The following is a 25,196-nucleotide window of genomic DNA, read 5'->3' on the forward strand; positions in this document are numbered from 1 at the left end:
GATGATAAAACAGCCAAATGAGAGTTGCATTTCTCCTTGGCTGTTTCATTTGTTTAGAAAATCATTAGGTTTCGCATTGTTTATTTCTTTGTAGTTATTAACTTTCTATAATAGAGCCTTCTTCAAGAGGTAATCTTCCACCATCAGGGTTAGGTAATTCTTCGAAATCATCCGATGGCCCTACACCTGGTGGCAGGGGAGGTAAATTAGAACCTTTGTAAATTCTACCATTACCAGTGAAATTTATAGAGTCAGCTATAACGGAACCTCTAATAGAAGCGCTCCCATCTATAATTAACTCAGCATTAGGTGCAATAACATATTGACCTGTAGTAGGTGTACTTCCAGAAACAGTGATTTTACTTCCTCCAGAAATAATATTACCATATACTTTAGAGCTCCCACCCAATGACATATTAGCACTTTGGTTAAATAATGTTGCATAAAATGGTGTCGAACCATTTAAGGTGAATTGTGATGAGCCTACGTAATAGAAATTAACTTTTGAAGGGTCTGCTGTATTTGCGTTAAATCCAGTAGTAGAGTTAAGAGCAGTGAATTTTTTTACATATAAATTCAACTTCCCATTCCCTGTGACATTTATTGTGCCATAATTCATATCAAAATCATCTACTAATAAATTTACTTCCTTATCTACATTAATAGTAATTGTTCTATTACTGTAAATTTCAATAGCTTTTAAATGAGTGTCTTCTGTTAAATTAAATGTTACATCAGTTCTTAGCCAAGCGAATGGCTGCCCCTCTCTTGTTGATAATACACCATTAGACACTAAATCTATTTTATTTCCACTTTTGGTTATCGTATATTTTTGTAATGGATAAAGCTCAGATAATTGATTTGTTTTATCTGATGTACTTTTCCAATAATCATTCGGTAAAAAGCTTTTTGGGTCAATGGCAAGTGGTGGTAATATGGCTTTAGGGTAATGCCACTCATTCTTTTGTTGTTGATTTTTAGTTGTAATGGACTGTTTTGTACTATCCATATTAATATTTCCACCAATTGAACCATCTTCAGTAAGGATTTTTCCAGAATAGTTATTAAAAATAACATTCCCGTACCTTAAAGATGTGTCTCCATGAATTTCACCACTACTATTAAATACAATATCTCCAGATGTCAGAACGGTATGATTTTCCCAACCTCCAGGTATAGTACCAATTTCGTCGCCATCTTCCTCCTCATCATCCTCATCTAATTTAATATATAGGGAAGGTCTAAGTTTTATTTCTTGATCAACTACACGCTCCCTAGTAGAATCAATTGTCCCAGATGAAATGATTTTGACTTTAAAATCTACACTTGTCGGTTGTAGATTAACAGATGCTATTTTACCTGGAGAGATAGTAAACGATGTGTCAGAAAAATCTCCATTATCAATTGCTTTATCAAATTCTTTTTTTAGAACTTCATTTACATAATGCTCCATTGCCATTTGCTTTGATAATTTTGGTAATTTATTAGCTTTGCGATAAATATTTTGTTCAGCAATCCAGCTCGTCATTTCTTGAATTGCGTCATCTTCAATTTTTCTTAATTTAAATTTTACTTCCTCTTTAGCTAAATTAACCCCCGCCTCAGCAATATAAAAAACCGCCTGATCTTTTCGCTCATAGTCTACTTGTTTTAGACTGTTTGAAGAGACACTGAGTAAAGAAATACCAAGGATTGAGATAATCACAACTAAAAATAACGCAAGCGCAAGAGCTGAACCTCGTTGATTTTTAATTTGTTTACTCATTAATTTCCTCTCCTTTGAGTAATATCTGTTGTAACTGTTTGACCATCTTCACTTATAATTTCAATAGCGCCTCCACTGATCGTAAATGATGATATTCTATATGCAATGACTTCATCCTTGCCGTTTGAATTTCGAATAATTTGATTATTTTCTAATCTATAAGTTGATATAATTTCATCACCTAACAATAATGTGTGTAGTTCTGTCGGAGGGTCGGTTGTTTCATCTTTTTCTGAATCGAGGTCATCACTCTTCCGAAAATCCTGCGTAATTACTTTTAATGCAAAGGATATATCCTTAATATCACGATTATGTGTACTTTGCTCAAGTTGTTGCTTTGTAGCAGATGTTACAATACTAATACTCAGCATGGATACGATGGCAAGAATAACAACGACTGTAAGCACTTCGAATAATGTAAGACCTTTGCTATTTCGAAGCCATTTCATTTTATTTTGCCCCCCCTAGTATATACACATTTTCCATAGTGGCTGTGCTGTTTGTGCTGTTTTCAATAACTTTTAGATGCACATAAATCGCATTTTTATAAGTGTCATCTTCAGGAAATGTTTCTAATGTTAAATAGTAAGTATAACGATCTTCTTCATGTGGTAGATATTTATACACTTGATTAGTAGGTAAAGAAGACAAGGACGTTCTAGGGCTTTCGTCATCCAATGTATAGCCCCCTGTTAAATCATCATAAGAATCAGCACCGCTAGACAAATTATAAATCTCCTCCATTTTTTTTTGTGCCGCATAAGTAGCATCCATAATATCATTTGACTTATGTGTTGTTTTATTTGACTGAACGAGTAAGCCGAAAAATGAAATTAACACAATGCCTATTATTAAAAGGGCGGCAACAACTTCGATCAACGTCATGCCATGATTGTTTTTAAGATGTTTTATCAAATCAATTCCCTCCCTATACAACTACTGATATATCAATAGTTTGATCTGTTTTGAGTATCCAATTTTATTTTATTGATTTCTTTGCACATACCTATATAATGAGGACTTCTCAGAGCAATGCTTTATTCAGCCGTTTGAAGACTAATAAATCTTTCATCATTTGGTGTTCATAAAAATAAATATCATATAAGGTGTGTAAAACCTCCTGAATATCATAATTATTTTTAATGCTAAAGATATAGTTATCTTCAATTTATTATAAAATAAAAATTTCTTATTATGTAAGTAAGTTCAAAATATAATGCATTATAATAGTTGATTAAGGCTATTATAACAAATTCAAACTATGTATCGAAAGGAATTTAAGGTTATGTATAGTTCTTTGTGACTAATTGTTGAATTATTTTTGAATTTTCATGTGAAATATCTAGTCAAAATCGGAACAAAGTTGCATTTTAGTAGTGCCAGAATACCATAGTTGTAGTATCATTTGTATATAAATAGAAAAACCACTAAGTTAAATAAAGGATGATGTGGATGAAAATATACATAAAAATAATTAGCTTGTTTTTGGTAATTGTTCTAATTGTGGGATTTTTTGTTCCATCATTTGTGCTAAATGACACAGTTTTTGCTAAAGAAGGTCCTGAATCTTCAACCATTGGAGGTATTGAGATCTACGATGTGAAAACCGCAGATTTGGCAACTACGCTACAAAATGCAATTTCAGAATGGCAAGATGCTGAAATGGAAATTGTTAGTGATGGTATAGCCAAAACCATTGACTCGAAACAATTTGTTTTTGATCCATCAGCAGCTATTGCTCAGTACGAAATGCTGACAAAAAAGCCTTGGTATGCTTTTTGGCAAAAAGAAAAAGTAGTTCATATTCCCATTCCTGTTACCGTCAATGAAGCGATTACGCAGCAAATAAATGAAGCAGGTGTTTGGGATACAGATAAAACACTCCAGAAACTAATCTTACAGGCCAGCTATTTGAAGGAGCATAAGGTTGAAGCCGTTATCAATGAAGATTCCATGCAAACCGGGGAAAGGATTGCCTTTCAGATTGCCGAGCTACCAGCAAATAGTCAAGGAGTAGCAAAAATCATTCCGTTATTAAATGATGTCCATCTAGTTCCAAATCAATCCATCTCGTTACTTACACTTTTAGGTGAACAGGCTGGGGTTGTCAATGATGCAGGTTTAGATTTTGTGGCATCAATGCTATATAGTGTTATTCTTCAAACGGATTACGAAATTTTAGAAAGACACTCTCAGGAAATAAATCCAAGCTATTTGCAACAGGGAATTGAGGCAGATATCAATGCAGCTTTAGGAAAAGACTTACAATTTATTAATCGGTCTGAGCAGCTCGGTAAACTGAAAGCATCTATAGAGGGTAATCAATTAAAGATAGAAGTTTTTGCAGCCGCGAAAGACAAGGACATTACAGTACGTGTTAGCAAGGATAAAATTGTAAAGCCACGCATTATTTATCGCTATTCGGAGGAGTTAAAGGCTGGACAAGAACGAGTGGAGCAAGAGGGGAAAGAGGGTTCAAGAGTGGAAGTTTATCGTTCCATTGTAGAGAACGGAGCAACAGAAGAACAATTCATTAGTAGAGATTATTATGCACCTCAAAATCGAATTGTTACGCGTTCTTCGCAGGAGCCTGTTATTAACACAACGCCTACTCAGAACGTAGGGGCTGCTGCATCAGATCCTGATTTAGAAGTGGATTTAGATGGTAATGGCTTGCCTGATGTGAAACCTTCAAAACCAGAGGAAACAAAGCAAGAAGGACCAGAAATTGTCTATGGCTACTATGATAAGGGTGGTAATTTTGTACAAACAAGTCCATAACGATTGGAGGTATGTTTATGGCAATGAAGCCAGGGCGTAAACGTTTAGGGGATTTACTGGTTGAATCAGGTGTTATTACTGCTGACCAGCTTGAGTACGCATTAACGACTAAGATGAAAAATGAGAAGCTTGGAGATTTCCTTATCAAAGAAAATTTCTTAACAGAGCAGCAGCTTATTGAAGTCTTAGAATTCCAGCTTGGTATCCCTCATATCAGCCTGAATCAGTTTTCTATTAGTCCCGAATTATTACAGCTTATTCCCGCGGAGCTGGCGAAGCGGACAAATATTATGCCGATTCGCAAAGAAAAAAATAAATTATTTATTGCAATGGAAGACCCGATGGATTATTTCGCCATTGAGGAAGTTCGTATGACAACAGGCTGTCAAATCGAGACAAGTATTGCGGCAAAAGATGATTTATATCGGACGATAACAAAGTACTATGATTTACAGGAATCAATGGATGCGGCCATGTTGGATTTGGCTGCGACTAGTACGGAAACACAAGAGGAAATCGAGAATGAGGATTCACCTATTGTTCGTTTAGTGAATCAAATTATAGCCAATGGTGTCGCACAGCGCGCAAGTGATATCCATTTTGATCCACAAGAAACAGAGCTTCGTGTCCGCTATCGAGTAGATGGTGTGCTACGTACTGAGCGATCCTTGCCAAAGCACATGCAAAATGTCGTGTTGGCTCGTATTAAAATTATGGGAAATTTAAATATTACAGAAAATCGTATTCCTCAGGATGGACGTATTAAAACTAATGTTAATTTTAGACCTGTCGATATCCGTTTAGCGACACTACCAACAGTTTATGGTGAAAAGGTAGTGATGCGTATTTTAGATTTAACCAATTCAGCCAATGATATTGATAAATTAGGCTTTAGTGCAAGTAATGAAGCACTTTTCAGGAAAATGATAGCCCATCCAAACGGTATGATGCTAATTACTGGACCAACAGGCTCAGGTAAGTCCTCTACGTTATATGCAGCACTTTCTCATTTAAATGAAGAAGGCGTCAATATTATTACGGTTGAGGACCCAGTGGAATATCAGTTAGATGGTATCAATCAGATTCAAGTAAAAGAAGAAGTCGGCTTAACATTTGCGGTAGGGTTACGATCGATTTTACGACAGGACCCCGACATTGTAATGGTAGGGGAAATTCGGGATCTTGAAACAGCTCAAATTGCTATACGTGCTTCACTAACAGGCCATTTAGTATTAAGTACACTGCATACTAATAGTGCCATCGAATCTATCTCACGGCTCCATGATATGGGGATCGAGCCATTTTTATTATCCTCTTCCCTGGTAGGAATCATGGCGCAACGTCTTGTACGAAAAGTTTGTCGTGATTGTGCTGAACCATATATATTCACTTCTCGTGAGCTTGAAATACTTGAGGAAAATGGGGTGGAAGGCGTAACACATGGTAAAAAAGGGCGTGGATGTCCTGCCTGCAATCAAACAGGCTACAGAGGACGGATGGCGATTCATGAAATCCTCCCTGTTGATCGCCAAATAAAGGATATGATTTTAAATCGTGTTGGTGATCGCGTCCTCCGTGATTATATGAAAGAAAAAGGCTACCATACCCTATTAGTGGATGGATTACAAAAGGTTGTAGCAGGCCAAACAACCACATCAGAAATATTACGTGTTGCAAGTGCAGACTAGGGGTGAAAAAAATGACAGCATATTCAATCGTTGAATTATTAACACGTGCATTTGAAGAAAAAGCATCTGACCTTCATTTAACGAAAGGTATTCCACCGGTATATCGTATCCATGGGCAACTGGAGCATTACGGCACAGTCCCACTTGAAACAGAGGATTTAAAGGAAATGGTAAAGGTCATTCTTCCTGTCCATAAACAACAGGAATTTGAGGACAAGGGAGAAACGGACTTTAACTTTTCATTGCCTGGGAAATGTCGATTCCGTGTCAATGCATACCATCAACGAAATGAAGTAACGATTGCAGCTCGTTTAATTGAGGCTAAAATTCCTTCTATTGAAGCGCTCAATATGCCACAGGTGTTATATAAGCTTGCAGAAAAACCACAAGGCTTAATATTAGTGACAGGCCCAACAGGCTCAGGGAAATCAACTACCTTGGCAGCCATGATAGATCATATCAATGAAACAAGATCTAAACATATTATTACGTTAGAGGATCCAATTGAATATTTGCATACACATAAGAAGTCTGTCATCAATCAACGTGAGATTGGTGTCGATACAATGAGCTTTGCCAATGGTTTACGTGCATCATTACGTCAGGATCCAGATATTATTTTAGTTGGGGAGATGCGAGATTATGAAACCATTTCAACGGCTATTACGGCTGCTGAAACAGGGCATTTAGTTATGGCTACACTGCATACAAGTAGTGCACCAACGACGATCGACCGTATTATCGATGTATTTCCACCGCATCAGCAGAGTCAAATTCGTGTGCAGCTTGCGAATGTACTACAAGGGATTGTTTCTCAGCGTTTATTTGTACGTAAGGATGTAAAAGGGCGTATTGCTGCGACAGAAATTTTAGTACAGGCACCTGCTATTTCAAATTTAATTCGTAACGAAAAAATTCACCAAATTCCAAGTGTGATGCAGACAAGTAAAGCTTTGGGTATGCACACATTGGAATATTCGATGCAGCACCTAATTACGACAGGTAAGATTTCACTAGAGGATGCAAGACCATATATGAACGCTGGTGATTATAGTTGACGATATTTCGTTATAGTGGTCGTACCAAAACAGGAGCACCTAAAAAGGGCATTATCGAGGCACCGAATAAAAAGGTGGCCATGGAAAAGCTTCGAGCACAAGGAATTAATGCAAGAGAACTTCAAGAATCAAATAGCATTTTACATAAAGATATTGCTTTTGGGACAAAAGTGAAGCACCAGGAATTTGTTATTTATTGTCGGCAATATGCGACATTAATTCGTGCGGGCGTTCCTGTCGTTGAAGCAACCCATATTTTGGGTGAGCAAACACGGAGTAAACCACTAAAGCGAGCATTAATGCAGGTTGAAGAGGATATTCGAAATGGTATGGCATTTTCAGATGCAGCAGGCAAACACCCCAAAGTGTTCCCATTGCTATTTGTCAATATGATGCGTGCTGGTGAGGCTACAGGGAATGTCGACGATACATTAGATCGTCTTGCAAGCACACTTGAGAAGCAATACAACATTAAGAAAAAAATTCAATCTGCGATGACCTATCCAGCGATTTTATCGCTTTTAACACTAGTGGTTGGTATGTTTTTAATGGTGTTCATTGTGCCAACCTTTATGGATGCATTTAAGGAAATGAATTTGGAAATGCCGTTAATAACGGTCATTGTAGTGGGTATTAGTGATTGGCTCATTCAGTTTTGGTACCTTGTGATTTTAGGGCTATTGGTATTAGTAGTGGGTCTACACTATTTCTATAAAAATAATAAAGAGTTTCATTATGCCGTCAATGTATTTTTACTGCGTATGCCAATCTTTGGACAGCTTTTGCAAAAGGATATTATCGCGAGAATGACAAGAACCTTGTCAACACTCTTTAGCAGCTCCGTACCAATCTTACAAGCCCTAACGATTGTCGAAAAGGTTGGTGGTAATCCTGTAATGGGGAAAGTAGTACTGGAAGCGCGCGATAATTTAGAAAAGGGTGGCACATTATCAGAGCCACTTGAAAAAAGCTGGCTATTTCCACCACTCGTTACACAAATGACCTCAATTGGTGAGAAAACAGGCTCCTTGGATTACATGCTTGAAAAGATCGCTGATTTTTATGAAGAGGAAGTAAACCGTGCTGTCGATACCATGAAGTCACTCATTGAGCCTTTAATGATTGTGGTACTGGCTCTAGTTGTAGGAGTGATCGTTGCGGCTATATTCTTACCAATGTTCCAACTATATGAAAATATGTAATGTTTACAATATTGATATGGATGCCCTTTTGTTCCGCTTAATGGGAAATATCTACTTAGATTTGCTAACAAAAGGAAGCGGCAAGTAGGTATCTTCATGGTTAAGTATTAAAGGAGAGACTGGACATGGAAATGAGGGTAATGAACGAAAAGGGCTTGACATTAGTCGAGTTATTGGCAGTCATTGTTATTCTAGCTATCATTGCTGCCATTGCAATTCCAGCTATAAGTAATGTCATTGATAATTCACGTTATAAGGCATTAAAGGCAGATGCTATCAATGTCATTCATGCCGCGCAGTTCTATTTTATGGAGCATCCAACCGCCGATCAATGGCAGATGGTTGAAGTGGGAAAATTAGTATCTGATGGTTATTTAGACAGTGCAGGCAAAATATTAGAGGCAGATAAAGAAGGTCAGAATGCCAATGTCCAATTTATCGAGGGCACCTACTATTTCAATGCACATGCGATTTATTACAGCAATGGCAAATATATTAATTTTGATAATGCCACCTTACAGCATATTGCAGACGATATTCGTAAGGGCAGCAAGGGAACTGGTGGCAAATGTATTGGGCGAGATTGTGCAGCTTCGCCATAATGTTCAGAAGCGCGTGTACACACACTTCATATAAAACTATTAAGGAGGATTTCATTATGTTAAAAAAATGGAAAAATAAAAAACTATTGAAAAATGAGAAAGGTTTAACATTAGTTGAACTATTAGCTGTAATTGTTATCCTAGCAATTATCGCAGCAATCGCTGTACCTGCAATTGGTAATATTATTAATAAGTCGAAGGACCGTGCAATTTTAGCGGAGGCATCAAATATTCTAGCAGGTGCTAAAATTGCTTATATTGATGGGGCATGTACTGATGGGAAATGTAATGCAAAGGCATTAGAACCATTTGTAGACGGTATTGATTTGAAAGATTCAGCAGCTGCATATGACGGTAAGGATTGGACTATAACTTATGATAGATTCGAAGAACTGAAAACAAAAGAGTTCCAAATTACTGGGAAAGAAATAACGGAAAAAGATCTAAATAAATTATTAACAAGCGCAGGAGAAAAGCCTGCAACTACTCCAGATACAACAACGCCATAATCAGTCCTCCCAACCCACTCAGAAGCGCAAGAAAATTTGCGTTTCTGGCTGGGAAATGGATGACTAATTGAAAAAATCATTTATACTGAATAGGATAAGGAGGTCTTTTCACATGTTTAAGAGAAAAAGAAAGTCGCATGTTTCGATTGAACTGAAGGATTATGTGCTACGTGCGATTGTGGCGAAAGGACCAGAGCCTAATCAGTGGCAGGGCTATGAATACCCCTTAGCAGCTGGAATCGTTGAAAATGGGACAATAATCGACGAGGTAGCTCTTTTTGAGGTGATTAAAGAGCAAGTAATGAAATGGACAGGGAAAAAACAGGCTGTTCGCATGTTTGTCCCTGATACGACGGTTCTATTAAAAAACTTTGAGCACCCTAAAGATGTAAAGCCTCAGGAATTAAGAGGATATGCTGAAATGGAATTGGGACATTCCATTCATTTACCATTTCAGGACCCTTTAATTGATGTGTATGATGCAGATGCCGAGGATGGCAAGGCTATCTTATTTGCTGCGCCTTCTGAAGAGATTACGAAACTAGTAGGGATGCTGTTAGATGTTTCATTAGAACCCGAAGCTGCCGATATTCGTGCGCTTTGTAATATACGCTTATTAGAGCACATGTCCTTATTAATGCCTAATAAAACATATTTAATAGCAGAATGGTCGATTAATGAACTCTCTATCAGTATTTTTTCCAATGGCCAAGTGGAGTTTTTGCGCTATCAAACCATTGAAGTAGATATGACGCAATGGCAGGGGAAGAAGGAGAATGAGTTTAGCTATCAATTTATTTATAATGGCGAATCAGAGAATTATCAAATGGTCGTAATGGATCAGGTTCTAGAGATTGATCGGATGATGAATTTCTTTAAGTTTTCTTTACATAAAGGTGAAAAAACAGTGGATGAAATTATCATGCTTGGCGATAACCCACTATTGAAATCAATTGGGAACTTACTCGCTTCTAATTTAGAACCACCACTGAGGGTTGTCGATGGGAAAAAAATTGAGAAATCGTTTCCTCGCTTTAAGCGAGAATTTTCAACGTTGCTTGGCTTAGCTTTGAAGGAGGTTCGTTAATGGTTCCAGATATAAACCTCTTACCACAACTTGAAAAAAGAACAACCTCTCCCAAGCTTTTTTATAGCTTGGTGATTGTCATTGTGGGACTTATTGTAGCTTATTTCCTTTTTTTATTTTTTACATCCAAAAGTGAATTGTCTCGATTGACTGCAGAGGAACAGGCATTAACAACACAGCTTGATCAATTGCAGCAAGAGCTAGACGCACGACAAAGTGTCGATCAGGGTTCGTTGGAAGAGTCTGTGACTTTTATTCAAAGCGTTTCTTATCCTGTAACACCGTTAATTGATGAAACAAAAACTTTATTACCAACTCATTCCTATTTACGTAGCTACGTTTTCGGAGAGAACACAGTGAATATTGAAGTGGATTTTGAAACGATGACAGATATATCGAAATATGTGGAGCGACTTTTAATGAGTAGCTATTTTACAGATGCTCAAATTAACACTGTCTCAAACTTTGAAATAGAGCTAGGTGAACAAAGGGCGCTAACACCCCAACAAAAATTTAAAGAAGTACCGCGATATTCAGTGTCCATCACAGCAACAATCGATTTTATGTATTTAGCTGGAGGACGACGCTCATGAATAAATTAACGAGTAGTAAAAATTCATCTATGATCTTGTTACTGGCGTTGATAGCTGCTATTTTATTTGCGCTGTATTATTATTTGCTGTCACCAAAATTGGATGAGGTGAATGAAAAAGAGAGTAATGTATTGCAGGTGCAGCAAGAATTAGCTAATGTCAAAGAACAACTAGCACAATTAGACAAGGAGCAGGGACAGCCTACTATCAATATATTAGCCTTAAGAAAAAAGCTACCTGCAACAAGAGCCGTTGAAAAGATTATTCTTGATTTAGCTGAGATTGAAGAGGTGACAGGAACTCGTATACTGTCTTTAACGGTTCAAGGTGAAGACGGCACTGTGACACCTTCTGATGTATCGAATGATCTCAATATGTTGGAGCAGGCTGAAGCAGAGGTCAATGGTCATCAGCAGAACAAGGAGAGTACTACACCGATTGCATCTCTTTCGGAGGACTCTTTACCAACTAATCTAAAGCTTATTACTTTTATATTAGAGGTGGGTGCGCTTGATTTTAATTCTCTTGAAAGCTTTTTACAGGAGGTTGAACAATTAGAGCGTGTCATGAAAACCGATAAGATTGAATTTAAATTGCCAGGAGAGCAGGCACAGCTTGAGAAAGATGCAGATCTTACGTTAAAGGCAACAGTGCAAGTGACGACGTTCTATTACGAAGAACAACAATAAAACTTTATTGATAGGCGCACCATACTTCATTTGTATGGGCGCCTATTGGTTTAGGAGGACATAAAATTGGAAATGGCTTATACGATCTTTATTTTTTTATTTGGACTTGTCTTTGGCTCTTTTTATAATGTAGTTGGCTTACGTGTACCACAGAAGGAGTCGATTGTACATCCTCCTTCACATTGTCCAAAATGCCAGAGACGACTAACGGCGCTTGATTTAGTACCAGTTTTGTCTTATGTATTTTTAGGAGGAAAATGTCGGGGTTGTGGCAATAAAATTTCTTGGGTTTACCCAGTCATAGAATTAATGACAGGTGTATTATTTGCCTTTGCTTATTGGCAGCTAGGCTTGGGCATAGAATTGATAGTAGCGTTCCTTTTTATCTCCTTATTAGTTATTATCGTTGTGTCAGATTTGGCCTATATGCTAATTCCAGATAAGGTGTTAGTATTCTTTTTACCTTTGCTAGCTATTGGACGAGTGCTGTCACCATTAACACCGTGGTGGGACTCTCTTGTGGGTGCAGTGATTGGTTTTGGCATATTATATATCATAGCTGTGCTATCAAACGGTGGCATGGGTGGAGGCGATATTAAATTATTCTTTTTAATTGGTCTCGTTCTGGGTACGATTGATACACTGTTAACGCTATTTTTAGCAGCAGTGATTGGTATGATTGTCGGGATTACCATGTTATCGAAAAACAAACAGGGGAGAAAAACACCCATTCCGTTTGGGCCATCTATTGCATTGGCCGCAGTTATTGTTTATTTCTATGGCGATCGATTAATCAATTGGTATCTAGGCTTTTGGTAATTGTTCAATTTTCAAGAATGTGGAGGGAAGCAAGTGAAACCTATTATTGGTATTACAGCCTTTGTTGAAGATGATTTGTCCTCTCGATTAAATGCCGCTTACAGCAAAAGCATCATTGAAGCAGGTGGTATTCCACTGATTATTCCAATGGGAGTAGAAGAAGAGGCAGCACAGATATTAGCCCTTACGGACGGTTTATTATTATCTGGTGGTCATGATGTGCACCCATTTCTATTCGGGGCTGAGCCTTCATTAAAACTTGGAAAAATTCATCCAGCGCGAGATACGGTCGAGTTAGCATTAATTGAAGCCGCATTCCAACGGAAGATGCCTATTTTCGGGATCTGTCGAGGAATTCAAATATTAAATGTTGCTTTAGGCGGTACTTTATATCAGGATATTGATAGTGATCATTTTAGCACTAAATTACTTCAACATATGCAGCAATCAGGTCGAGCTGTAGCTACCCATTCTGTTCAGGTTATTGCTGACAATCTATTAGCGACTATCGTTGAACAAGAGAAGATTGCAGTGAATTCATTTCATCATCAAGCGGTGAATGTGTTAGCAGAAAAATTAAAAGTAGCAGCAAAATCCAGCGACGGTATTATCGAAGCGGTAGTTCATGAGGAGATGCCATTTTGCTTAGCTGTTCAGTGGCATCCTGAGGAACTAGCCATAGCAGGAGATGAGAGTGCTCAAAAGCTATTTTCAGCCTTTATTGAAGCGAGCTTAAAATTTAAGAAGGAAGCTTAGAAGGGGCATTATACAAAGAATCCAATCGTATATGGATTCTTTTTTGCGTAAAAAAGAGGATACATGCTCTTAGAAGGAACATAATCCTCAAAACCTGCTTTAATCGTTAATGTACACGTCTGTAAAGACCTACAACTTGTCCTAAAATAGAAACTTGATCGACAATAATAGGTTCCATAGAAGAATTTTCAGGTTGTAAACGGAAATGGTTTTTCTCTTTAAAGAAACGTTTTACAGTTGCTTCATCCTCAGCTGTCATAGCTACAACAATATCCCCATTATTAGCTGTTGCCTTTTGTTTGACAATGACTAAATCTCCATCTAAAATCCCAGCTTCAATCATTGATTCCCCCATGATTTCTAGCATGAACAATTGATCTTCACTTGTGCCATACGTATCGGGTAATGGGAAGTATTCTTCAATATTTTCAATTGCTGTAATTGGAGAACCAGCTGTAACCTTCCCGACAAGTGGGACATGGATCACCTGTTGCTTTTGAATGGATTCTTCAGGCTCTAAAATTTCAATTGCGCGTGGCTTTGTTGGATCTCGACGAATAAAGCCTTTTTGTTCTAATCGAGCTAAATGTCCATGAACAGTTGAACTGGAAGCAAGTCCAACTGCTTCACCAATTTCACGTACTGATGGTGGATATCCTTTAGCTCGTACCTCTTCCTTAATGAAAGCTAAAATGTCCTCTTGTCTTTTCGAAACTTTTTTCATGAGTGCTCACCTCTTTTTTCTAATATCATTCTTCTTATTTGATAGTATAACAGAATGCGAACATGTATGCAAACATAGGTTCGAAAAGTGTTTGACAAAAACGTTTGTTCGCTTTATTATGGGAACATACATTCCGAACAAACATTCTTAAAAAGGGGTAATGATTATGACATGGTTGAAGAAAAACACACATATCTCAATTTTAATAGGAGCTTGTTTACTATTTGCAGCATACCTTTACATTACTGATCCAGGAAAAGTTAGTTACGCAGAAATTCAAATTGAACATGGAGATAGCTTGTGGTCGTTAGCTGAGCAATATCGTGGTAAAATGAGTACTGATGATTGGATAAAGCTTGTAAAAACGGAAAATGAACTAGCAGATATTAAAATTGTAGCGGGAAAATCTCTAGTTATTCCTGTAGTGAGTGATCAAGCCAGTCCCATCAATACTATCGAAATTGCGAGAAATGAACAATGATAAATAATCAACTATCGGCTGTTGTCTATTGTCGCGTAAGTACTGAAAAAGAAACACAAAGCTCCTCATTAGAGCGCCAGCAGGAAGAGTTGCTGCGCTATGCTAAAGAGCAAGGCTATGCGGTGAAGGGCGTGTTTAAAGATCAACATAGTGGCTATGATGTAGAACGTGAAGGCTTACTAGAAATGCTTGATTTTATAAAAGATAAGAACATTAATGCTCTTTTTGTCCAAGATGAAACTCGTTTAGGACGAGGCAATGCAAGGATGGCTGTATTACATTTATTACAAAAGTCAGCAACTGACGTTTTTTCGATGCGTGATGCAGGCCCAGTTCAATTAAATGAAATGGATACGATGCTGCTTGAAATTTTAGCGATTGTAGAGGAGTATCAGCGTAGAATCCATAATGCTAAAATTCGACGAGGTATGCGACGTGCTGTAGAAAACGGCTATCGTCCAGAAAATAATTTATCGAACCGAGGTAATCCGCAGGGGCAGGAGCGAAAAGATCTACCTGTAGAGGAAATTGTGAAGCTCCGCAAACGTGGATTTACCTTTGAAGAAATTTCTATAACGCTTAGAGGGTTAGGCTTTGAGGTAAGTAAGGCGACTGTACATCGTCGTTTCCAAGAGCACCAAGAAAGATTAGCAGGAAAATAATATTCCTGCTAATTTTTTTTCTGTAAAAAACTACTGAAGCGAAGAAAAGCTTTCGATGATAACATGATTAGGCAGTTGGAAAGGGTGCTCTTTATTTATTCGATCATAAAACATGATGCCATTTAAATGATCGATTTCATGCTGTACAACGATGGCCCCATAGCCCTGTAACTGTACAATGATTTCATGTCCATCGATGTCGTAAGCTTTGACTTTAATTCTCTCATATCTCGGTACAAAACCAGGGACAGGTCGATTTACAGATAGACAGCCTTCTCCCTCCGGTAGATAAATCATATTAAGGGAATGACTCATTATTTTAGGGTTAATCAGCATCATTTCTTGGTCATCAAAGAGTACAGCAAACATTCGTTTATCTACGCCAATTTGATTAGCAGAGAGCCCACTCCCAGGGCGAAGCTTATATTTTTTTGCTAGCGTTGGATTTTGGCTATTTTTCAGATATTGTAGCATGGCTAGGAGGGTATTTCGGTCCTCATTGGTCACGGGTATCGATACTTCTTGAGTTTGTTTTCTTAAAATTGCTGAGTGTTCTTTCACGAAGTCCTTCATTGTAATCATATAATTTGGGTGAAATTTAGTCATAGATAAACACCTCATCAATTCGGCTATTGAGAACCTTAGCAATCTTAAAAGCTAATTCTAGGGTCGGATCATATTTATCATTTTCAATACTATTAATGGTCTGTCTCACAACTCCACACTCTTTTGCAAGAGCAGCTTGTGTTATGCCTAATTTTTTTCTTAAAATTTTGATGATGTTCTTCAGAATTATCCCTCCATTTTGTCCAAAGTATTAGACATATATCGTAAGATAAGAATTAAAAAATGTCCAACTAATTGGACATCTTTTGGTGTGAAAAACAAAACAGTCAATTGAAGGGGAGAAATGGATTTCCGTTGCAGGCTGCTTGCTTTCTTGTAGCACACTGACGGAACGGAAATCACCCTACAGCCTTGTTAAAAATTCTCATTCTACTAATGACATCATCTTTTTCAACAACATGAAATGCCCGATTAATTGGACATTTGGGTTTTAAATCATCACTTAATACCAATTTTCATCAAAATTTAGCTTTAACGCATGCCCGAAACAAATACCGAAAGGAATAAAACCTCTTCCTCTTGCTGTAATGATATTTCCATCTTGTACCACTAGTTCATCTGAATAGTTATGAAGTTCAAAGCATCCTAACTGCTCCATACCATCTAAAGGTAGTCCTACTGTATATTTTTTGTTCTTTAAGACCCCTGCTTTTGCTAATAGGTAAGGGGAGCTAGAAATACTTGCAATCATTCCTCCTTTTGCAGATAGAAGATGAATGAAGTCTAGTAAGCTCTCTTCAAGTTGTAATGTAGAAATATCCATACAGCCTGGTAATAGTAGACTATCAATATCGTCAAGCTCTACCTCATTCACGGATAAATCAGCTATACAATTTAAACCAGATTCTCCTCTGATAGGTTTGGTATTCGATGCAAGTGTGATGATGGGTTTACCGCCTTGCATTAATATGGACAAAGCAACACTCAATTCATATTCACTAAATTGTGGGTATAATAACACCGCAGTTTTCTTCATTTCATACACCTCTTACCTTTTGAGTGTTCCATTCTTCCTCTAAAATAGCGTAATAGTATTCATCCCACCAAGTCTCTCCATGAGGAATGCATTTTTTGAAAAATCCTTCTTGGCGCATTCCGATTTTTTCCATGACTCGGTAAGAAGCGATATTTTCTGGCTGGCATGTGGCAATAATTCGATGAAGTTTCATTTTATTAAAGCCGTGATCTAATAGGGCCTTAGCAGCTTCAGAAGCATAGCCATGATTGTGATAGGCAGGATTCATAACCCATCCAATTTCATACGTATGATCGCCAAAGTATTTGTGGAAAACAAGATGACCAATGACTCGCTGTTGTTCACGTAAAACAATGGCGAAATGTTTTGCTTGCTCGTTGCTATTCTCTGTTATGAAATTTTGAACCTGATCTTCATTCAACACACCCTCTGGCATATAGTGCATGACCGTTTTGTCGGACATATAGCTATAAACGGCCTGCCAATCTGAGGCTTCAAATGTTCGAATAAGTAATCTAGGTGTTGTGATGTTCATGATAGCTCCTCCTAATATCTATCAAATTTTTCCTTTTATTATTAGTTATACACCTCTAACTTCTGGAAGTCATGTAAATAATGGCTAAGAAGTGTTTTTAAGGGTTGGTATAACTGCATTTTAAGGGAAACCATGCTATACTTTGCATACTGAGGTCATTAAGCTAGGTACTGAAAGGTGTGTAACCATGTTATCAAAGGAAAAAATTAACCGAATTAATGAATTATCTGCTAAAGCAAAAAGCGGACAATTAACAGAGGAAGAAGCAAAGGAGCGAACAGCGCTTCGCAAGGAGTATTTAGATACGTTTAGAGCAACTATGCGAGATACGATTGAAAACGTTAAAGTGGTAGATGCAGAAGGAAATGATGTAACTCCTGAGAAGGTAAAACAAGCACAAAAAAATAAATTTCTAAATTAATGTGACACAATTCAATAAAGTATGTATGAAAACGCAAATAGTATAACAAAAAGCATTGTTTTCTAAAGCAATGTTGACTAAACTGTAAAAGAACAATATATAGGACGAGAAAGGATGTCACAATATAATGACTCAACACGCGGATCTTTTAGCAATTAATGCTATCCGAACTTTGTCAATCGATGCTATTGAAAAAGCAAATTCTGGTCACCCAGGTTTACCAATGGGAGCAGCGCCAATGGCTTATACGCTTTGGACAAAACAATTACGCCATAATCCAGCAAATCCAAAATGGTTTAACCGTGATCGTTTTGTACTATCAGCAGGTCATGGTTCAATGCTTTTATACAGCTTACTTCACCTTGGAGGCTATGGTTTACCAATGGAAGAAATTCAAAACTTCCGCCAATGGGATTCATTAACACCAGGACATCCTGAATATGGTCATACAGTAGGGGTAGAGGCAACAACTGGTCCTCTTGGACAAGGAATCGCTATGACTGTTGGTATGGCAATGGCTGAGCGCCATTTAGCCGCTACTTACAATAAACCAGGTCATGACATTGTTGACCACTACACATTTGCGTTATGTGGCGATGGGGACTTAATGGAAGGTGTAGCAGCAGAGGCGATTTCATTAGCTGGTCACTTAAAACTTGAAAAATTAATCGTACTTTACGATTCTAATGATATTTCTTTAGATGGTGACTTAGAAAAGTCATTTTCAGAAAACGTTCAAAAACGCTTTGAATCTTATGGTTGGAATTATTTAAAAGTGGCAGATGGTACAGATGTAGATGCTATTAATGCAGCCATTGAAGAAGCCAAAAAATCTACTGGCAAGCCAACATTAATTGAAGTGAAAACAGTGATTGGTTTTGGTTCTCCAAATAAATCTGGTAAAGCAGATTCTCACGGTGCACCACTTGGTACAGATGAAGTTGTCTTAACGAAGGCTGCCTATGAGTGGGCACATGAACCATTCCAAATTCCTGCAGAAGTTTACGATACATTTAATGCGGCTGCTGAAGTGCAAGGCGCACAACCAGAGGAAGCTTGGAATGCAAAATTTGCTGCATACAAAGAAGAATTCCCAGCGTTAGCAGCTCAATTCGAGAAAGCGATGAATGGTGAATTACCAGAAGACTTTGCTTCTGAGTTACCTGTATATGAAGCTGGTAAATCTGTAGCAACTCGTTCTTCTTCAGGCGATGCAATTAATGCTATTGCGAAGAAAACACCTTCATTCTTTGGGGGTTCAGCTGACCTTGCTGGCTCCAATAAAACAACGATGAAGGGTGCAGGAGATTTCTCAGCAGACGACTATGCTGGACGTAACATCTGGTTCGGTGTTCGTGAATTTGCAATGGGTGCTGCTATGAACGGAATGGCTCTTCACGGTGGTTTAAATGTATTCGGTGGTACATTCTTCGTATTCTCTGATTACGTTCGTCCTGCAATTCGTCTATCTGCATTAATGGGTCTTCCTGTAACATATGTATTCACACATGATTCGATTGCAGTAGGGGAAGATGGTCCAACACATGAACCAATCGAACACCTTGCATCATTACGTGCAATGCCAAACCTATCTGTTATTCGCCCTGCGGATGCAAATGAATCAGCAGTTGCGTGGGAGCTTGCAGTAGCAGCAGAAAAAACACCAACTGTTCTTGTATTATCTCGTCAAAACTTACCTGTTCTTGACGCTTCTATTGAAACAGTACGTGAGGGCGTAGCAAAGGGTGCTTACACAGTGTCTCCAGCTACAAAAGAAGTGGCAGATGCTATTTTAATTGCAACAGGCTCTGAGGTTTCCCTTGCTGTCGAAGCACAAAAAGCATTAAAAGCAGACGGTATAGATGTAGCAGTTGTTTCTATGCCATCTATGGATCGCTTCGAAAAACAAGACGCCGCTTACAAAGAATCTGTTCTACCAAAAGCTGTTACAAAACGTCTTGCAATTGAAATGGGGGCATCTTTCGGCTGGCATAAATATACTGGCTTTGAAGGCGATGTTCTAGCAATTGATAAGTTCGGTGCATCTGCTCCAGGTGAATTAGTAATGGAAAAATACGGCTTCACTGTTGAAAACGTAGTAGCAAAAGTGAAAGCATTATAATTTATAATAAATACCACAACACTCAGCGAAATAAACATCGCATGAGTGTTGTGGTACTTTTTTTAGCGGCAAACACAATATGTAAAAACTTCATAAAAAGGGTGAGTAAATGAAGAACTATAAAGTTGTGTTATTTGACTTAGATGGAACATTATCTGATCCTAAAATAGGAATCACTAAATCAGTGCAGTATGCTTTACAGAAAGCGGACGTCATGGTGAATGATTTGGATGAACTGGAACCATTCATCGGACCACCATTACAAGTATCTTTTCAAGAAATCTATGGATTCAATGATGCACAAATAACGCAAGCAATTGGTGATTACCGAGAACGATTTACGGAAAGGGGAATGTTTGAAAATAAACTCTATGAAGATATTCCAGCTTTGTTAGCTCATTTAAAGCAACAAGGATATATACTAATTATTGCCACCTCAAAACCAACTGTCTTTGCGGAACAAATCATAAAGTATTTTCAGCTAGAGTCCTATTTCGATCTTGTCGTAGGAAGTCACTTAGATGGTTCCCGTTCTGCCAAAGGTGAGATTATTGCAGAGGTGCTTCAACAGTTTGATTCCTATCCAAAAGAGCAATTTATTATGATTGGGGATCGAAAATATGATTTGATTGGCGCTCGTGAAAATCAAATCGATGCCATCGGTGTGACATATGGTTTTGGGTCGCTAGAAGAATTAAAAAATGAAGAGCCTACATATATTGTGGACCATGTAAATGATCTCCTAAAATACCTCTAAAAACACGAAAAACTGCATGTCAGCATGCAGTTTTTTTATGTAGGATTATTTAGCAAGCCCATTTTGGAAGGCGTAGACGACGGCTTGAGTACGATCTTGAACTTCTAGCTTTGCTAAAATATTACTAACATGTGTTTTTACTGTTTTCAAGGCAATATATAGCTCATCAGCGATTTCCTGATTGGCTTTACCCTGGGCCATTAGCAATAATACTTCCATTTCACGTTCAGTCAATTGTTCGTATAGTGGCGTACTATTGCCGTGGCGCATGCGGTGCATCATTTTGGAAGTGACCTCTGGCTCTAATACCGTTTCGCCACCCATCGTTTTTCGAATAGCATCTGCAATTTGTTTGGCATTAGATGTTTTTAAAATATAGCTTACCGCGCCAGCCTCTAAGGCAGGATATACTTTATCATCATCTAAAAAGCTAGTCACCATCATGATTTTTGCCTCAGGCCATGCTGCTAATATTTCCACTGTTGCCTCTGCTCCTGTCATAACAGGCATCACATTATCCATTAAAATAATATCAGGCCTTAGCGCTAGGGCACGTTCCACTGCCTCTTTACCGTTCTCAGCCTCACCTACAACCGTAATATCCGGCTGTGCTGAAAGATAGGCTGACACACCAATCCGTACCATTTCATGATCATCCACTATGAGCACTTGTATCATCGACATTGACCTCCTCCTTTTGTAAAGGAATTTTAACCTCTACAATTGTTCCTTCACCAGGCACTGATACAATTTTATAGGTGCAGCCAATTTCAACTGCTCGTTCAGCTATATTTTGTAAACCGTATGATGTGGATTTATCTTCCTCCACATCAAAGCCTAAACCATTATCTTGAATTCGTAAAATAGCTAAGTCGTCTCGTGCCACAAGAAGTAATTCCACCTCACTTGCTTTGGCATGACGCAGCGTATTGGAGAGTGCTTCCTGTGCAATACGAAATAAATGATCTTCCTCTGCTTTAGTTAAGGCCATTTCTTCTAATTCATATTCTATATGGAAATAAACTTTTTGCTGAAGTTCAATAATCAATTCCTCTAAGCCTTGTGCCAATGTTTTATTGTGTAAAGCTACAGGCCGTAAGTGTAGCAGTAATGCACGCATTTCTAGCTGGGCCTGCTGAACGATTTTCTCAACCTGTTTTAAGCTAGTAGCATGTTCGTCATTTTCAGTTAATGCAGATAGTAACATAGAGGCAGCAAATAGTTGCTGTGACACAGAATCATGGAGTTCTCTAGCTAGTCGTTGGCGTTCAGCAATAATACGCTCCTGAATAATTTTATCATTGGCCTCAGCCCGTTCATTGGACAAACGCTGTAAACTTTTACGTTGCGTATCAATTAATTCACTCGTTTGGACAAGTGCCTTTTTTAACGATTTCGGAAGAGCTTGTTTTTTAGGAAAAACAAAATCAGGCTCGATCAGTTGTTTCACTATTCGTGTTGCCTGCGCTTCTCGTGCCCTTGCAGTCATACTGATCCAGCTGGCAAACAGGAAGCTAAGTATAAACAGGCTAACTATGATGATGCCACCTAGAGGGATATTATCGTAATTCTGCTGCCATAAGGGCTCCCATGTTTTTTCATCAGGATTGCCCCATAGTGCAACAAGAAGACCGAAAACAGCACTCATTAAAATAAAAAATAATGTAAATAATCTTGAGATAAAGGCAATCATTTTCGTAGCACCTCCAAATCTCCAAGCCAGGTTGCGACATGAATAATCAGTACACGTTTAGCATCCTCAGGGTTGCCGTCTGAGAAAGTAATACTTTCATTTACTATACGTTGCGGCCCTACATGTAAGCAGGAGAGCTCACCAAATAACGTCGTATACTGTAAACGGAATGGAATTTCATAAGGAATATAAATTTGAACTTTACCAATACCTTGTCGAATTGTAATAAGACTAGTGCCAGCTGGTAAAATCGTTTGCGTTGTATCGATGGTAATATCTCCAGCGAGGCGCTGAATTTGTACATCTTGCCATTTATAAGCTTCTATAGGCGCTGGCATTGTACCAATTAGGTCATTTTTAATCGCAGGGAGTTTTTCAAAAAGCTCTGCGCCAACTACTTTTGGCTCGTTTTCTCTTTGCAAGTATTGATAGAGCATATATAAGAGCATGATGACGATAAATAAACGTAAGCTCCACATCGTGAACAAAGCAATGGCAATAAAGAAAATTCCTGTCCATTTAAAAAATCGAACTTTTTTGGAAAAACTCAAATAAAGAAGTACAGCCCCAATCAATAAACAGAAGGCACCACCATTATTAAATATAGTTAGCTCCACAAAGACGAGTAAAAAGAAGCAAAGAACCCAAAATGTGAGCTTATTTGTTGTGAAATTTTGCATGAGGGTCACCCTTCCTTCTAGAAATTGATGTGAGAAGCTAAACTTCTCTACATGCTTTAATACCTTTCAAGCATTTTTTTCAATGTGTCATTTATTAGTGTGACATCAAGTTTGTTTGGATAGTGAGCAGAGTGTTGTAATGTGATAAACTCCTTGCCATTTGGTGCATCTAAAATCTCGTAATATTGTTTAGATAATTCATAATTTGCCTGTTTATCATATATTCCATGAATAAGATAAACAGGGATTTCTATAGTTTTAACAGTTTCAAAAAAATTAGTAAGGATAATTTCTTTTTTTAATTCCTTGCTTTCGATAAGACTAAATTGGGGACCAGAAATAAATGCATGATAAATATCTTGTAAAGAATAGTCAGGTGAAATGAAAGCCCCTTTGATTAAATTAAAAAGGTTCACCTTTTCTATGGTATCATCAGAATAATTCATTCCTTTATATTGATTGATAAGTTTACTAAACTGGTCTTCATCTTCTTCAAGATAGGGTTTTTTATCAAAACTCTCCAAAATTCTAAGAGTTTTCTCATCGTCAATTGCTTGGGCTTCGTTCTTTAGCCACTCATAACCAAGTTCCTGTCCCTTTGTTGGATTCGTTAATTGAGAAATGCCTAAATAAGCGTGAAACTTTTCGGGATATTTAGCTATTAATTGTGTTCCGATTACTGTTCCAAAAGATTGCCCAATGATAAAGATCTTTTCCTGTTTGTAATGTACTCTTATAAAATCCACAATACTATTTGCATCTTCTGTGAATTGAGCTAAGTTCATTGTGTTTAATGATAAGTTTTTATTATAACTTTTACCAGACCCCCGTTGATCATAAAATACAGCTACGCAGTTCTCTGTAATCTCAGGAAACAGCGTTCTAGCACTTACCCCATATGGAAATGGAGAGCCAGGGCCACCATGAAGGAATAAACAAAATGGTCTTTCTTTATCTTGCCCCTCTACTAGTATAAATTGTTTATCTCCATTGACAGTTATTTCTTTTAGTTCACTAATACCACCATTTTCAATAATGGCCGTACTTTGTTGCTTTATCTGCTGTTGAACAATGGAACGATAACACAATAAACAGATTGAAAGTACGAGGAGAAAAATTAAAACAAAAAGGCAGATTTTAATCATATGATGGACCCACTTTTTAATTTTCATCTTAGTTAATTCCTTTTCCAGTATTAATCGCCAGTAAAATCACATATTAAGGATTTGGAAGAGAAAAGCTCCTATAAACTAAACTGTTTTTCTTCAAAGAAATGGGATGCTTCCTAAATAGAGGCATCCCTTATCTGTTTATATTATACCATGTTATTTATTTTCAATTAGCAGTGGTGAGCTTTCTTCTACTGCTTTTTTTTCTAATTCTGCCAGTCTTGCCTCAAAAGTTGTAAGCTCATGGTCTTTATCGATTTGATAAGCTAATTTATCGATATATGCTTCTAAATCTTCAAAGTTTGTTTTATTATTTTTGGCAATCATTCCATCCATTTGATGATGGGCACGAGTTACATTTTCTTTCCCCATCAGCTGTAATTGACGCACTTTCATATCTTTAATTTTATGCTTCATTGTTTCAAATTTACGCTCGAGCTCGAAGTATTCACGAGTACTTGCTTCAATGCTAGCTTGTAATGTAAGGTTACGAGCTGAATAAGCTGTTACTTCATCCGTAGCGAAATCAATTAAGTCCTGCTCTCCGCTAGATTTTGCTAATGCTAATTGAGATTCACGTTTCGCTAGTAAATCTGCGTTTTCTTTATATTCTTGCTCTAGCTTTTCTTTTAATTGCCCTTGTCGCTCTAATAATTTGCCTGTTTGTTCTGTTTGTTTTTCTGCTTCACGAATGTATTGATTTAACATCGCAATCGGATTTTTTTGTTCCTTCTTATCAAATAATTGGTGTAAGTCTGCCTCTATTGTATATCTAAAACGTTGAAATAAGTTCATTTAAA

The 25,196-nt window shown here is 37.6% G+C and carries 29 protein-coding genes; 16 read left to right on the top strand and 13 right to left on the bottom strand.

Going from position 1 to position 25,196, the window contains the following annotated elements; all coding sequences use genetic code 11:
* Positions 1-97: 97 nt before the first annotated feature.
* From L6W14_RS05585 to L6W14_RS05595, 3 genes are read right to left on the bottom strand one after another with little or no spacing between them, the layout of a single operon-like run.
* A complete protein-coding gene (locus L6W14_RS05585) occupies positions 98-1,765 on the bottom strand; it encodes a pilus assembly PilX N-terminal domain-containing protein (RefSeq protein ID WP_131519500.1) in 1,668 nt (555 codons plus the stop codon).
* A complete protein-coding gene (locus L6W14_RS05590; protein WP_131519501.1) occupies positions 1,765-2,214 on the bottom strand; it encodes a PulJ/GspJ family protein in 450 nt (149 codons plus the stop codon). The genes L6W14_RS05585 and L6W14_RS05590 overlap by 1 nt, the downstream gene beginning before the upstream one ends.
* A gap of 1 nt (position 2,215) precedes the next feature.
* Positions 2,216-2,680 carry a type IV pilus modification PilV family protein gene (locus L6W14_RS05595; RefSeq protein WP_237899778.1) on the bottom strand — a complete coding sequence of 155 codons (465 nt, stop codon included), beginning with the start codon at positions 2,678-2,680 and terminating at the stop codon, positions 2,216-2,218.
* Between the two features lie 537 nt (positions 2,681-3,217).
* On the opposite strand from L6W14_RS05595, the gene L6W14_RS05600 reads away from it, so the two are divergent.
* The 11 genes from L6W14_RS05600 to L6W14_RS05650 all read left to right on the top strand — a co-directional run bounded on the left by L6W14_RS05600 (position 3,218) and on the right by L6W14_RS05650 (position 13,549).
* Complete coding sequence (locus tag L6W14_RS05600) at positions 3,218-4,546, top strand: G5 domain-containing protein (RefSeq protein ID WP_237899786.1); 1,329 nt, start codon at positions 3,218-3,220, stop codon at positions 4,544-4,546.
* 17 nt (positions 4,547-4,563) lie between these two features.
* Positions 4,564-6,234 (top strand): GspE/PulE family protein, encoded by a 1,671-nt coding sequence (locus tag L6W14_RS05605; RefSeq protein ID WP_369823970.1) that lies wholly within the window; start codon positions 4,564-4,566, stop codon positions 6,232-6,234.
* 11 nt (positions 6,235-6,245) lie between these two features.
* Entirely contained in the window at positions 6,246-7,292 is a 1,047-nt protein-coding gene (locus L6W14_RS05610; protein WP_016991992.1) for a type IV pilus twitching motility protein PilT, read from the top strand.
* Positions 7,289-8,494, top strand: a complete 1,206-nt coding sequence (locus tag L6W14_RS05615; protein ID WP_036080216.1) for a type II secretion system F family protein — start codon at positions 7,289-7,291, stop codon at positions 8,492-8,494. The genes L6W14_RS05610 and L6W14_RS05615 overlap by 4 nt, the downstream gene beginning before the upstream one ends.
* 125 nt (positions 8,495-8,619) lie before the next feature.
* Positions 8,620-9,096: a prepilin-type N-terminal cleavage/methylation domain-containing protein gene (locus L6W14_RS05620; RefSeq protein ID WP_131519504.1), complete on the top strand. Its 477-nt coding sequence runs from the start codon at positions 8,620-8,622 to the stop codon at positions 9,094-9,096.
* A 56-nt stretch (positions 9,097-9,152) separates the two neighbouring features.
* Complete coding sequence (locus L6W14_RS05625) at positions 9,153-9,605, top strand: prepilin-type N-terminal cleavage/methylation domain-containing protein (RefSeq protein WP_237899793.1); 453 nt, start codon at positions 9,153-9,155, stop codon at positions 9,603-9,605.
* Between the two features lie 112 nt (positions 9,606-9,717).
* Positions 9,718-10,692 carry a type IV pilus biogenesis protein PilM gene (pilM, locus tag L6W14_RS05630; RefSeq protein WP_131519506.1) on the top strand — a complete coding sequence of 325 codons (975 nt, stop codon included), beginning with the start codon at positions 9,718-9,720 and terminating at the stop codon, positions 10,690-10,692.
* On the top strand, positions 10,692-11,285 hold the full coding sequence (locus L6W14_RS05635; RefSeq protein ID WP_237899796.1) for a PilN domain-containing protein: 594 nt from the start codon (positions 10,692-10,694) through the stop codon (positions 11,283-11,285). Before pilM ends, L6W14_RS05635 begins: the two co-directional genes overlap by 1 nt.
* Positions 11,282-11,974, top strand: a complete 693-nt coding sequence (locus L6W14_RS05640) for a hypothetical protein (protein WP_237899797.1) — start codon at positions 11,282-11,284, stop codon at positions 11,972-11,974. The genes L6W14_RS05635 and L6W14_RS05640 overlap by 4 nt, the downstream gene beginning before the upstream one ends.
* A 66-nt stretch (positions 11,975-12,040) precedes the next feature.
* Entirely contained in the window at positions 12,041-12,793 is a 753-nt protein-coding gene (locus tag L6W14_RS05645; RefSeq protein WP_237899799.1) for a prepilin peptidase, read from the top strand.
* Between the two features lie 33 nt (positions 12,794-12,826).
* Positions 12,827-13,549, top strand: coding sequence for a gamma-glutamyl-gamma-aminobutyrate hydrolase family protein (locus L6W14_RS05650; protein WP_237899801.1), 723 nt, complete (start codon positions 12,827-12,829; stop codon positions 13,547-13,549).
* A gap of 106 nt (positions 13,550-13,655) precedes the next feature.
* Here L6W14_RS05650 and lexA read toward each other — a convergent pair whose 3' ends face one another.
* Positions 13,656-14,273, bottom strand: a complete 618-nt coding sequence (gene lexA, locus L6W14_RS05655; protein WP_004232118.1) for a transcriptional repressor LexA — start codon at positions 14,271-14,273, stop codon at positions 13,656-13,658.
* Positions 14,274-14,439: 166 nt separating this feature from the next.
* Between lexA and L6W14_RS05660 the strand changes: the two genes are divergently transcribed.
* Together L6W14_RS05660 and L6W14_RS05665 are read left to right on the top strand one after the other, a co-directional pair.
* A complete protein-coding gene (locus tag L6W14_RS05660; RefSeq protein ID WP_066036589.1) occupies positions 14,440-14,754 on the top strand; it encodes a cell division suppressor protein YneA in 315 nt (104 codons plus the stop codon).
* Positions 14,751-15,416 carry a YneB family resolvase-like protein gene (locus L6W14_RS05665; protein WP_004232122.1) on the top strand — a complete coding sequence of 222 codons (666 nt, stop codon included), beginning with the start codon at positions 14,751-14,753 and terminating at the stop codon, positions 15,414-15,416. Before L6W14_RS05660 ends, L6W14_RS05665 begins: the two co-directional genes overlap by 4 nt.
* Before the next feature lie 30 nt (positions 15,417-15,446).
* Here L6W14_RS05665 and def read toward each other — a convergent pair whose 3' ends face one another.
* From def to L6W14_RS05685, 4 genes are all read right to left on the bottom strand, one after another.
* Complete coding sequence (gene def / locus L6W14_RS05670) at positions 15,447-16,022, bottom strand: peptide deformylase (RefSeq protein ID WP_131519511.1); 576 nt, start codon at positions 16,020-16,022, stop codon at positions 15,447-15,449.
* Positions 16,015-16,206 (bottom strand): helix-turn-helix transcriptional regulator, encoded by a 192-nt coding sequence (locus tag L6W14_RS05675; RefSeq protein WP_066036592.1) that lies wholly within the window; start codon positions 16,204-16,206, stop codon positions 16,015-16,017. The genes def and L6W14_RS05675 overlap by 8 nt, the downstream gene beginning before the upstream one ends.
* Before the next feature lie 279 nt (positions 16,207-16,485).
* A complete protein-coding gene (locus L6W14_RS05680) occupies positions 16,486-17,019 on the bottom strand; it encodes a DJ-1/PfpI family protein (RefSeq protein WP_131519512.1) in 534 nt (177 codons plus the stop codon).
* A gap of 1 nt (position 17,020) precedes the next feature.
* Positions 17,021-17,554, bottom strand: coding sequence for a GNAT family N-acetyltransferase (locus L6W14_RS05685; RefSeq protein WP_237899804.1), 534 nt, complete (start codon positions 17,552-17,554; stop codon positions 17,021-17,023).
* Between the two features lie 187 nt (positions 17,555-17,741).
* Here L6W14_RS05685 and L6W14_RS05690 point away from each other — a divergent pair, with 187 nt between their 5' ends.
* From L6W14_RS05690 to L6W14_RS05700, 3 genes are all read left to right on the top strand, one after another.
* Positions 17,742-17,975 (top strand): DUF896 domain-containing protein, encoded by a 234-nt coding sequence (locus L6W14_RS05690; protein WP_004232132.1) that lies wholly within the window; start codon positions 17,742-17,744, stop codon positions 17,973-17,975.
* A 127-nt stretch (positions 17,976-18,102) separates the two neighbouring features.
* On the top strand, positions 18,103-20,097 hold the full coding sequence (gene tkt, locus L6W14_RS05695) for a transketolase (RefSeq protein ID WP_103117634.1): 1,995 nt from the start codon (positions 18,103-18,105) through the stop codon (positions 20,095-20,097).
* Positions 20,098-20,206: 109 nt separating this feature from the next.
* On the top strand, positions 20,207-20,854 hold the full coding sequence (locus L6W14_RS05700) for an HAD family hydrolase (protein ID WP_237899806.1): 648 nt from the start codon (positions 20,207-20,209) through the stop codon (positions 20,852-20,854).
* A 45-nt stretch (positions 20,855-20,899) separates the two neighbouring features.
* Here the strand turns inward: L6W14_RS05700 and L6W14_RS05705 are convergent, their stop codons facing one another.
* The 5 genes from L6W14_RS05705 to L6W14_RS05725 form a co-directional block, all read right to left on the bottom strand.
* Complete coding sequence (locus L6W14_RS05705) at positions 20,900-21,532, bottom strand: response regulator transcription factor (RefSeq protein ID WP_009370700.1); 633 nt, start codon at positions 21,530-21,532, stop codon at positions 20,900-20,902.
* Positions 21,507-22,547: a sensor histidine kinase gene (locus L6W14_RS05710; RefSeq protein WP_016992954.1), complete on the bottom strand. Its 1,041-nt coding sequence runs from the start codon at positions 22,545-22,547 to the stop codon at positions 21,507-21,509. Before L6W14_RS05710 ends, L6W14_RS05705 begins: the two co-directional genes overlap by 26 nt.
* Complete coding sequence (liaF, locus tag L6W14_RS05715; protein WP_066036595.1) at positions 22,544-23,227, bottom strand: cell wall-active antibiotics response protein LiaF; 684 nt, start codon at positions 23,225-23,227, stop codon at positions 22,544-22,546. Before liaF ends, L6W14_RS05710 begins: the two co-directional genes overlap by 4 nt.
* A gap of 56 nt (positions 23,228-23,283) precedes the next feature.
* Entirely contained in the window at positions 23,284-24,399 is a 1,116-nt protein-coding gene (locus L6W14_RS05720; RefSeq protein ID WP_237899808.1) for an alpha/beta fold hydrolase, read from the bottom strand.
* A gap of 153 nt (positions 24,400-24,552) precedes the next feature.
* Complete coding sequence (locus L6W14_RS05725) at positions 24,553-25,191, bottom strand: PspA/IM30 family protein (protein WP_131519519.1); 639 nt, start codon at positions 25,189-25,191, stop codon at positions 24,553-24,555.
* Positions 25,192-25,196 lie beyond the last annotated feature (5 nt).

Origin of the sequence: Lysinibacillus sp. ACHW1.5 (assembly GCF_022014815.1) — a bacterium.
In the GTDB taxonomy this organism is placed as follows: Bacteria; Bacillota; Bacilli; order Bacillales_A; family Planococcaceae; genus Lysinibacillus; species Lysinibacillus capsici.

Coding starts and splice junctions, on each gene's coding strand:
- L6W14_RS05585 (WP_131519500.1), bottom strand. CDS start 1,765: ATGAGTAAACAAATTAAAAATCAACGAGGTTCAGCTCTTGCGCTTGCG.
- L6W14_RS05590 (WP_131519501.1), bottom strand. CDS start 2,214: ATGAAATGGCTTCGAAATAGCAAAGGTCTTACATTATTCGAAGTGCTT.
- L6W14_RS05600 (WP_237899786.1), top strand. CDS start 3,218: ATGAAAATATACATAAAAATAATTAGCTTGTTTTTGGTAATTGTTCTA.
- L6W14_RS05605 (WP_369823970.1), top strand. CDS start 4,564: ATGGCAATGAAGCCAGGGCGTAAACGTTTAGGGGATTTACTGGTTGAA.
- L6W14_RS05610 (WP_016991992.1), top strand. CDS start 6,246: ATGACAGCATATTCAATCGTTGAATTATTAACACGTGCATTTGAAGAA.
- L6W14_RS05620 (WP_131519504.1), top strand. CDS start 8,620: ATGGAAATGAGGGTAATGAACGAAAAGGGCTTGACATTAGTCGAGTTA.
- L6W14_RS05625 (WP_237899793.1), top strand. CDS start 9,153: ATGTTAAAAAAATGGAAAAATAAAAAACTATTGAAAAATGAGAAAGGT.
- pilM (WP_131519506.1), top strand. CDS start 9,718: ATGTTTAAGAGAAAAAGAAAGTCGCATGTTTCGATTGAACTGAAGGAT.
- L6W14_RS05635 (WP_237899796.1), top strand. CDS start 10,692: ATGGTTCCAGATATAAACCTCTTACCACAACTTGAAAAAAGAACAACC.
- L6W14_RS05640 (WP_237899797.1), top strand. CDS start 11,282: ATGAATAAATTAACGAGTAGTAAAAATTCATCTATGATCTTGTTACTG.
- lexA (WP_004232118.1), bottom strand. CDS start 14,273: ATGAAAAAAGTTTCGAAAAGACAAGAGGACATTTTAGCTTTCATTAAG.
- L6W14_RS05660 (WP_066036589.1), top strand. CDS start 14,440: ATGACATGGTTGAAGAAAAACACACATATCTCAATTTTAATAGGAGCT.
- L6W14_RS05665 (WP_004232122.1), top strand. CDS start 14,751: ATGATAAATAATCAACTATCGGCTGTTGTCTATTGTCGCGTAAGTACT.
- def (WP_131519511.1), bottom strand. CDS start 16,022: ATGACTAAATTTCACCCAAATTATATGATTACAATGAAGGACTTCGTG.
- L6W14_RS05680 (WP_131519512.1), bottom strand. CDS start 17,019: ATGAAGAAAACTGCGGTGTTATTATACCCACAATTTAGTGAATATGAA.
- L6W14_RS05685 (WP_237899804.1), bottom strand. CDS start 17,554: ATGAACATCACAACACCTAGATTACTTATTCGAACATTTGAAGCCTCA.
- L6W14_RS05690 (WP_004232132.1), top strand. CDS start 17,742: ATGTTATCAAAGGAAAAAATTAACCGAATTAATGAATTATCTGCTAAA.
- tkt (WP_103117634.1), top strand. CDS start 18,103: ATGACTCAACACGCGGATCTTTTAGCAATTAATGCTATCCGAACTTTG.
- L6W14_RS05700 (WP_237899806.1), top strand. CDS start 20,207: ATGAAGAACTATAAAGTTGTGTTATTTGACTTAGATGGAACATTATCT.
- L6W14_RS05705 (WP_009370700.1), bottom strand. CDS start 21,532: ATGATACAAGTGCTCATAGTGGATGATCATGAAATGGTACGGATTGGT.
- L6W14_RS05710 (WP_016992954.1), bottom strand. CDS start 22,547: ATGATTGCCTTTATCTCAAGATTATTTACATTATTTTTTATTTTAATG.
- liaF (WP_066036595.1), bottom strand. CDS start 23,227: ATGCAAAATTTCACAACAAATAAGCTCACATTTTGGGTTCTTTGCTTC.
- L6W14_RS05720 (WP_237899808.1), bottom strand. CDS start 24,399: ATGAAAATTAAAAAGTGGGTCCATCATATGATTAAAATCTGCCTTTTT.
- L6W14_RS05725 (WP_131519519.1), bottom strand. CDS start 25,191: ATGAACTTATTTCAACGTTTTAGATATACAATAGAGGCAGACTTACAC.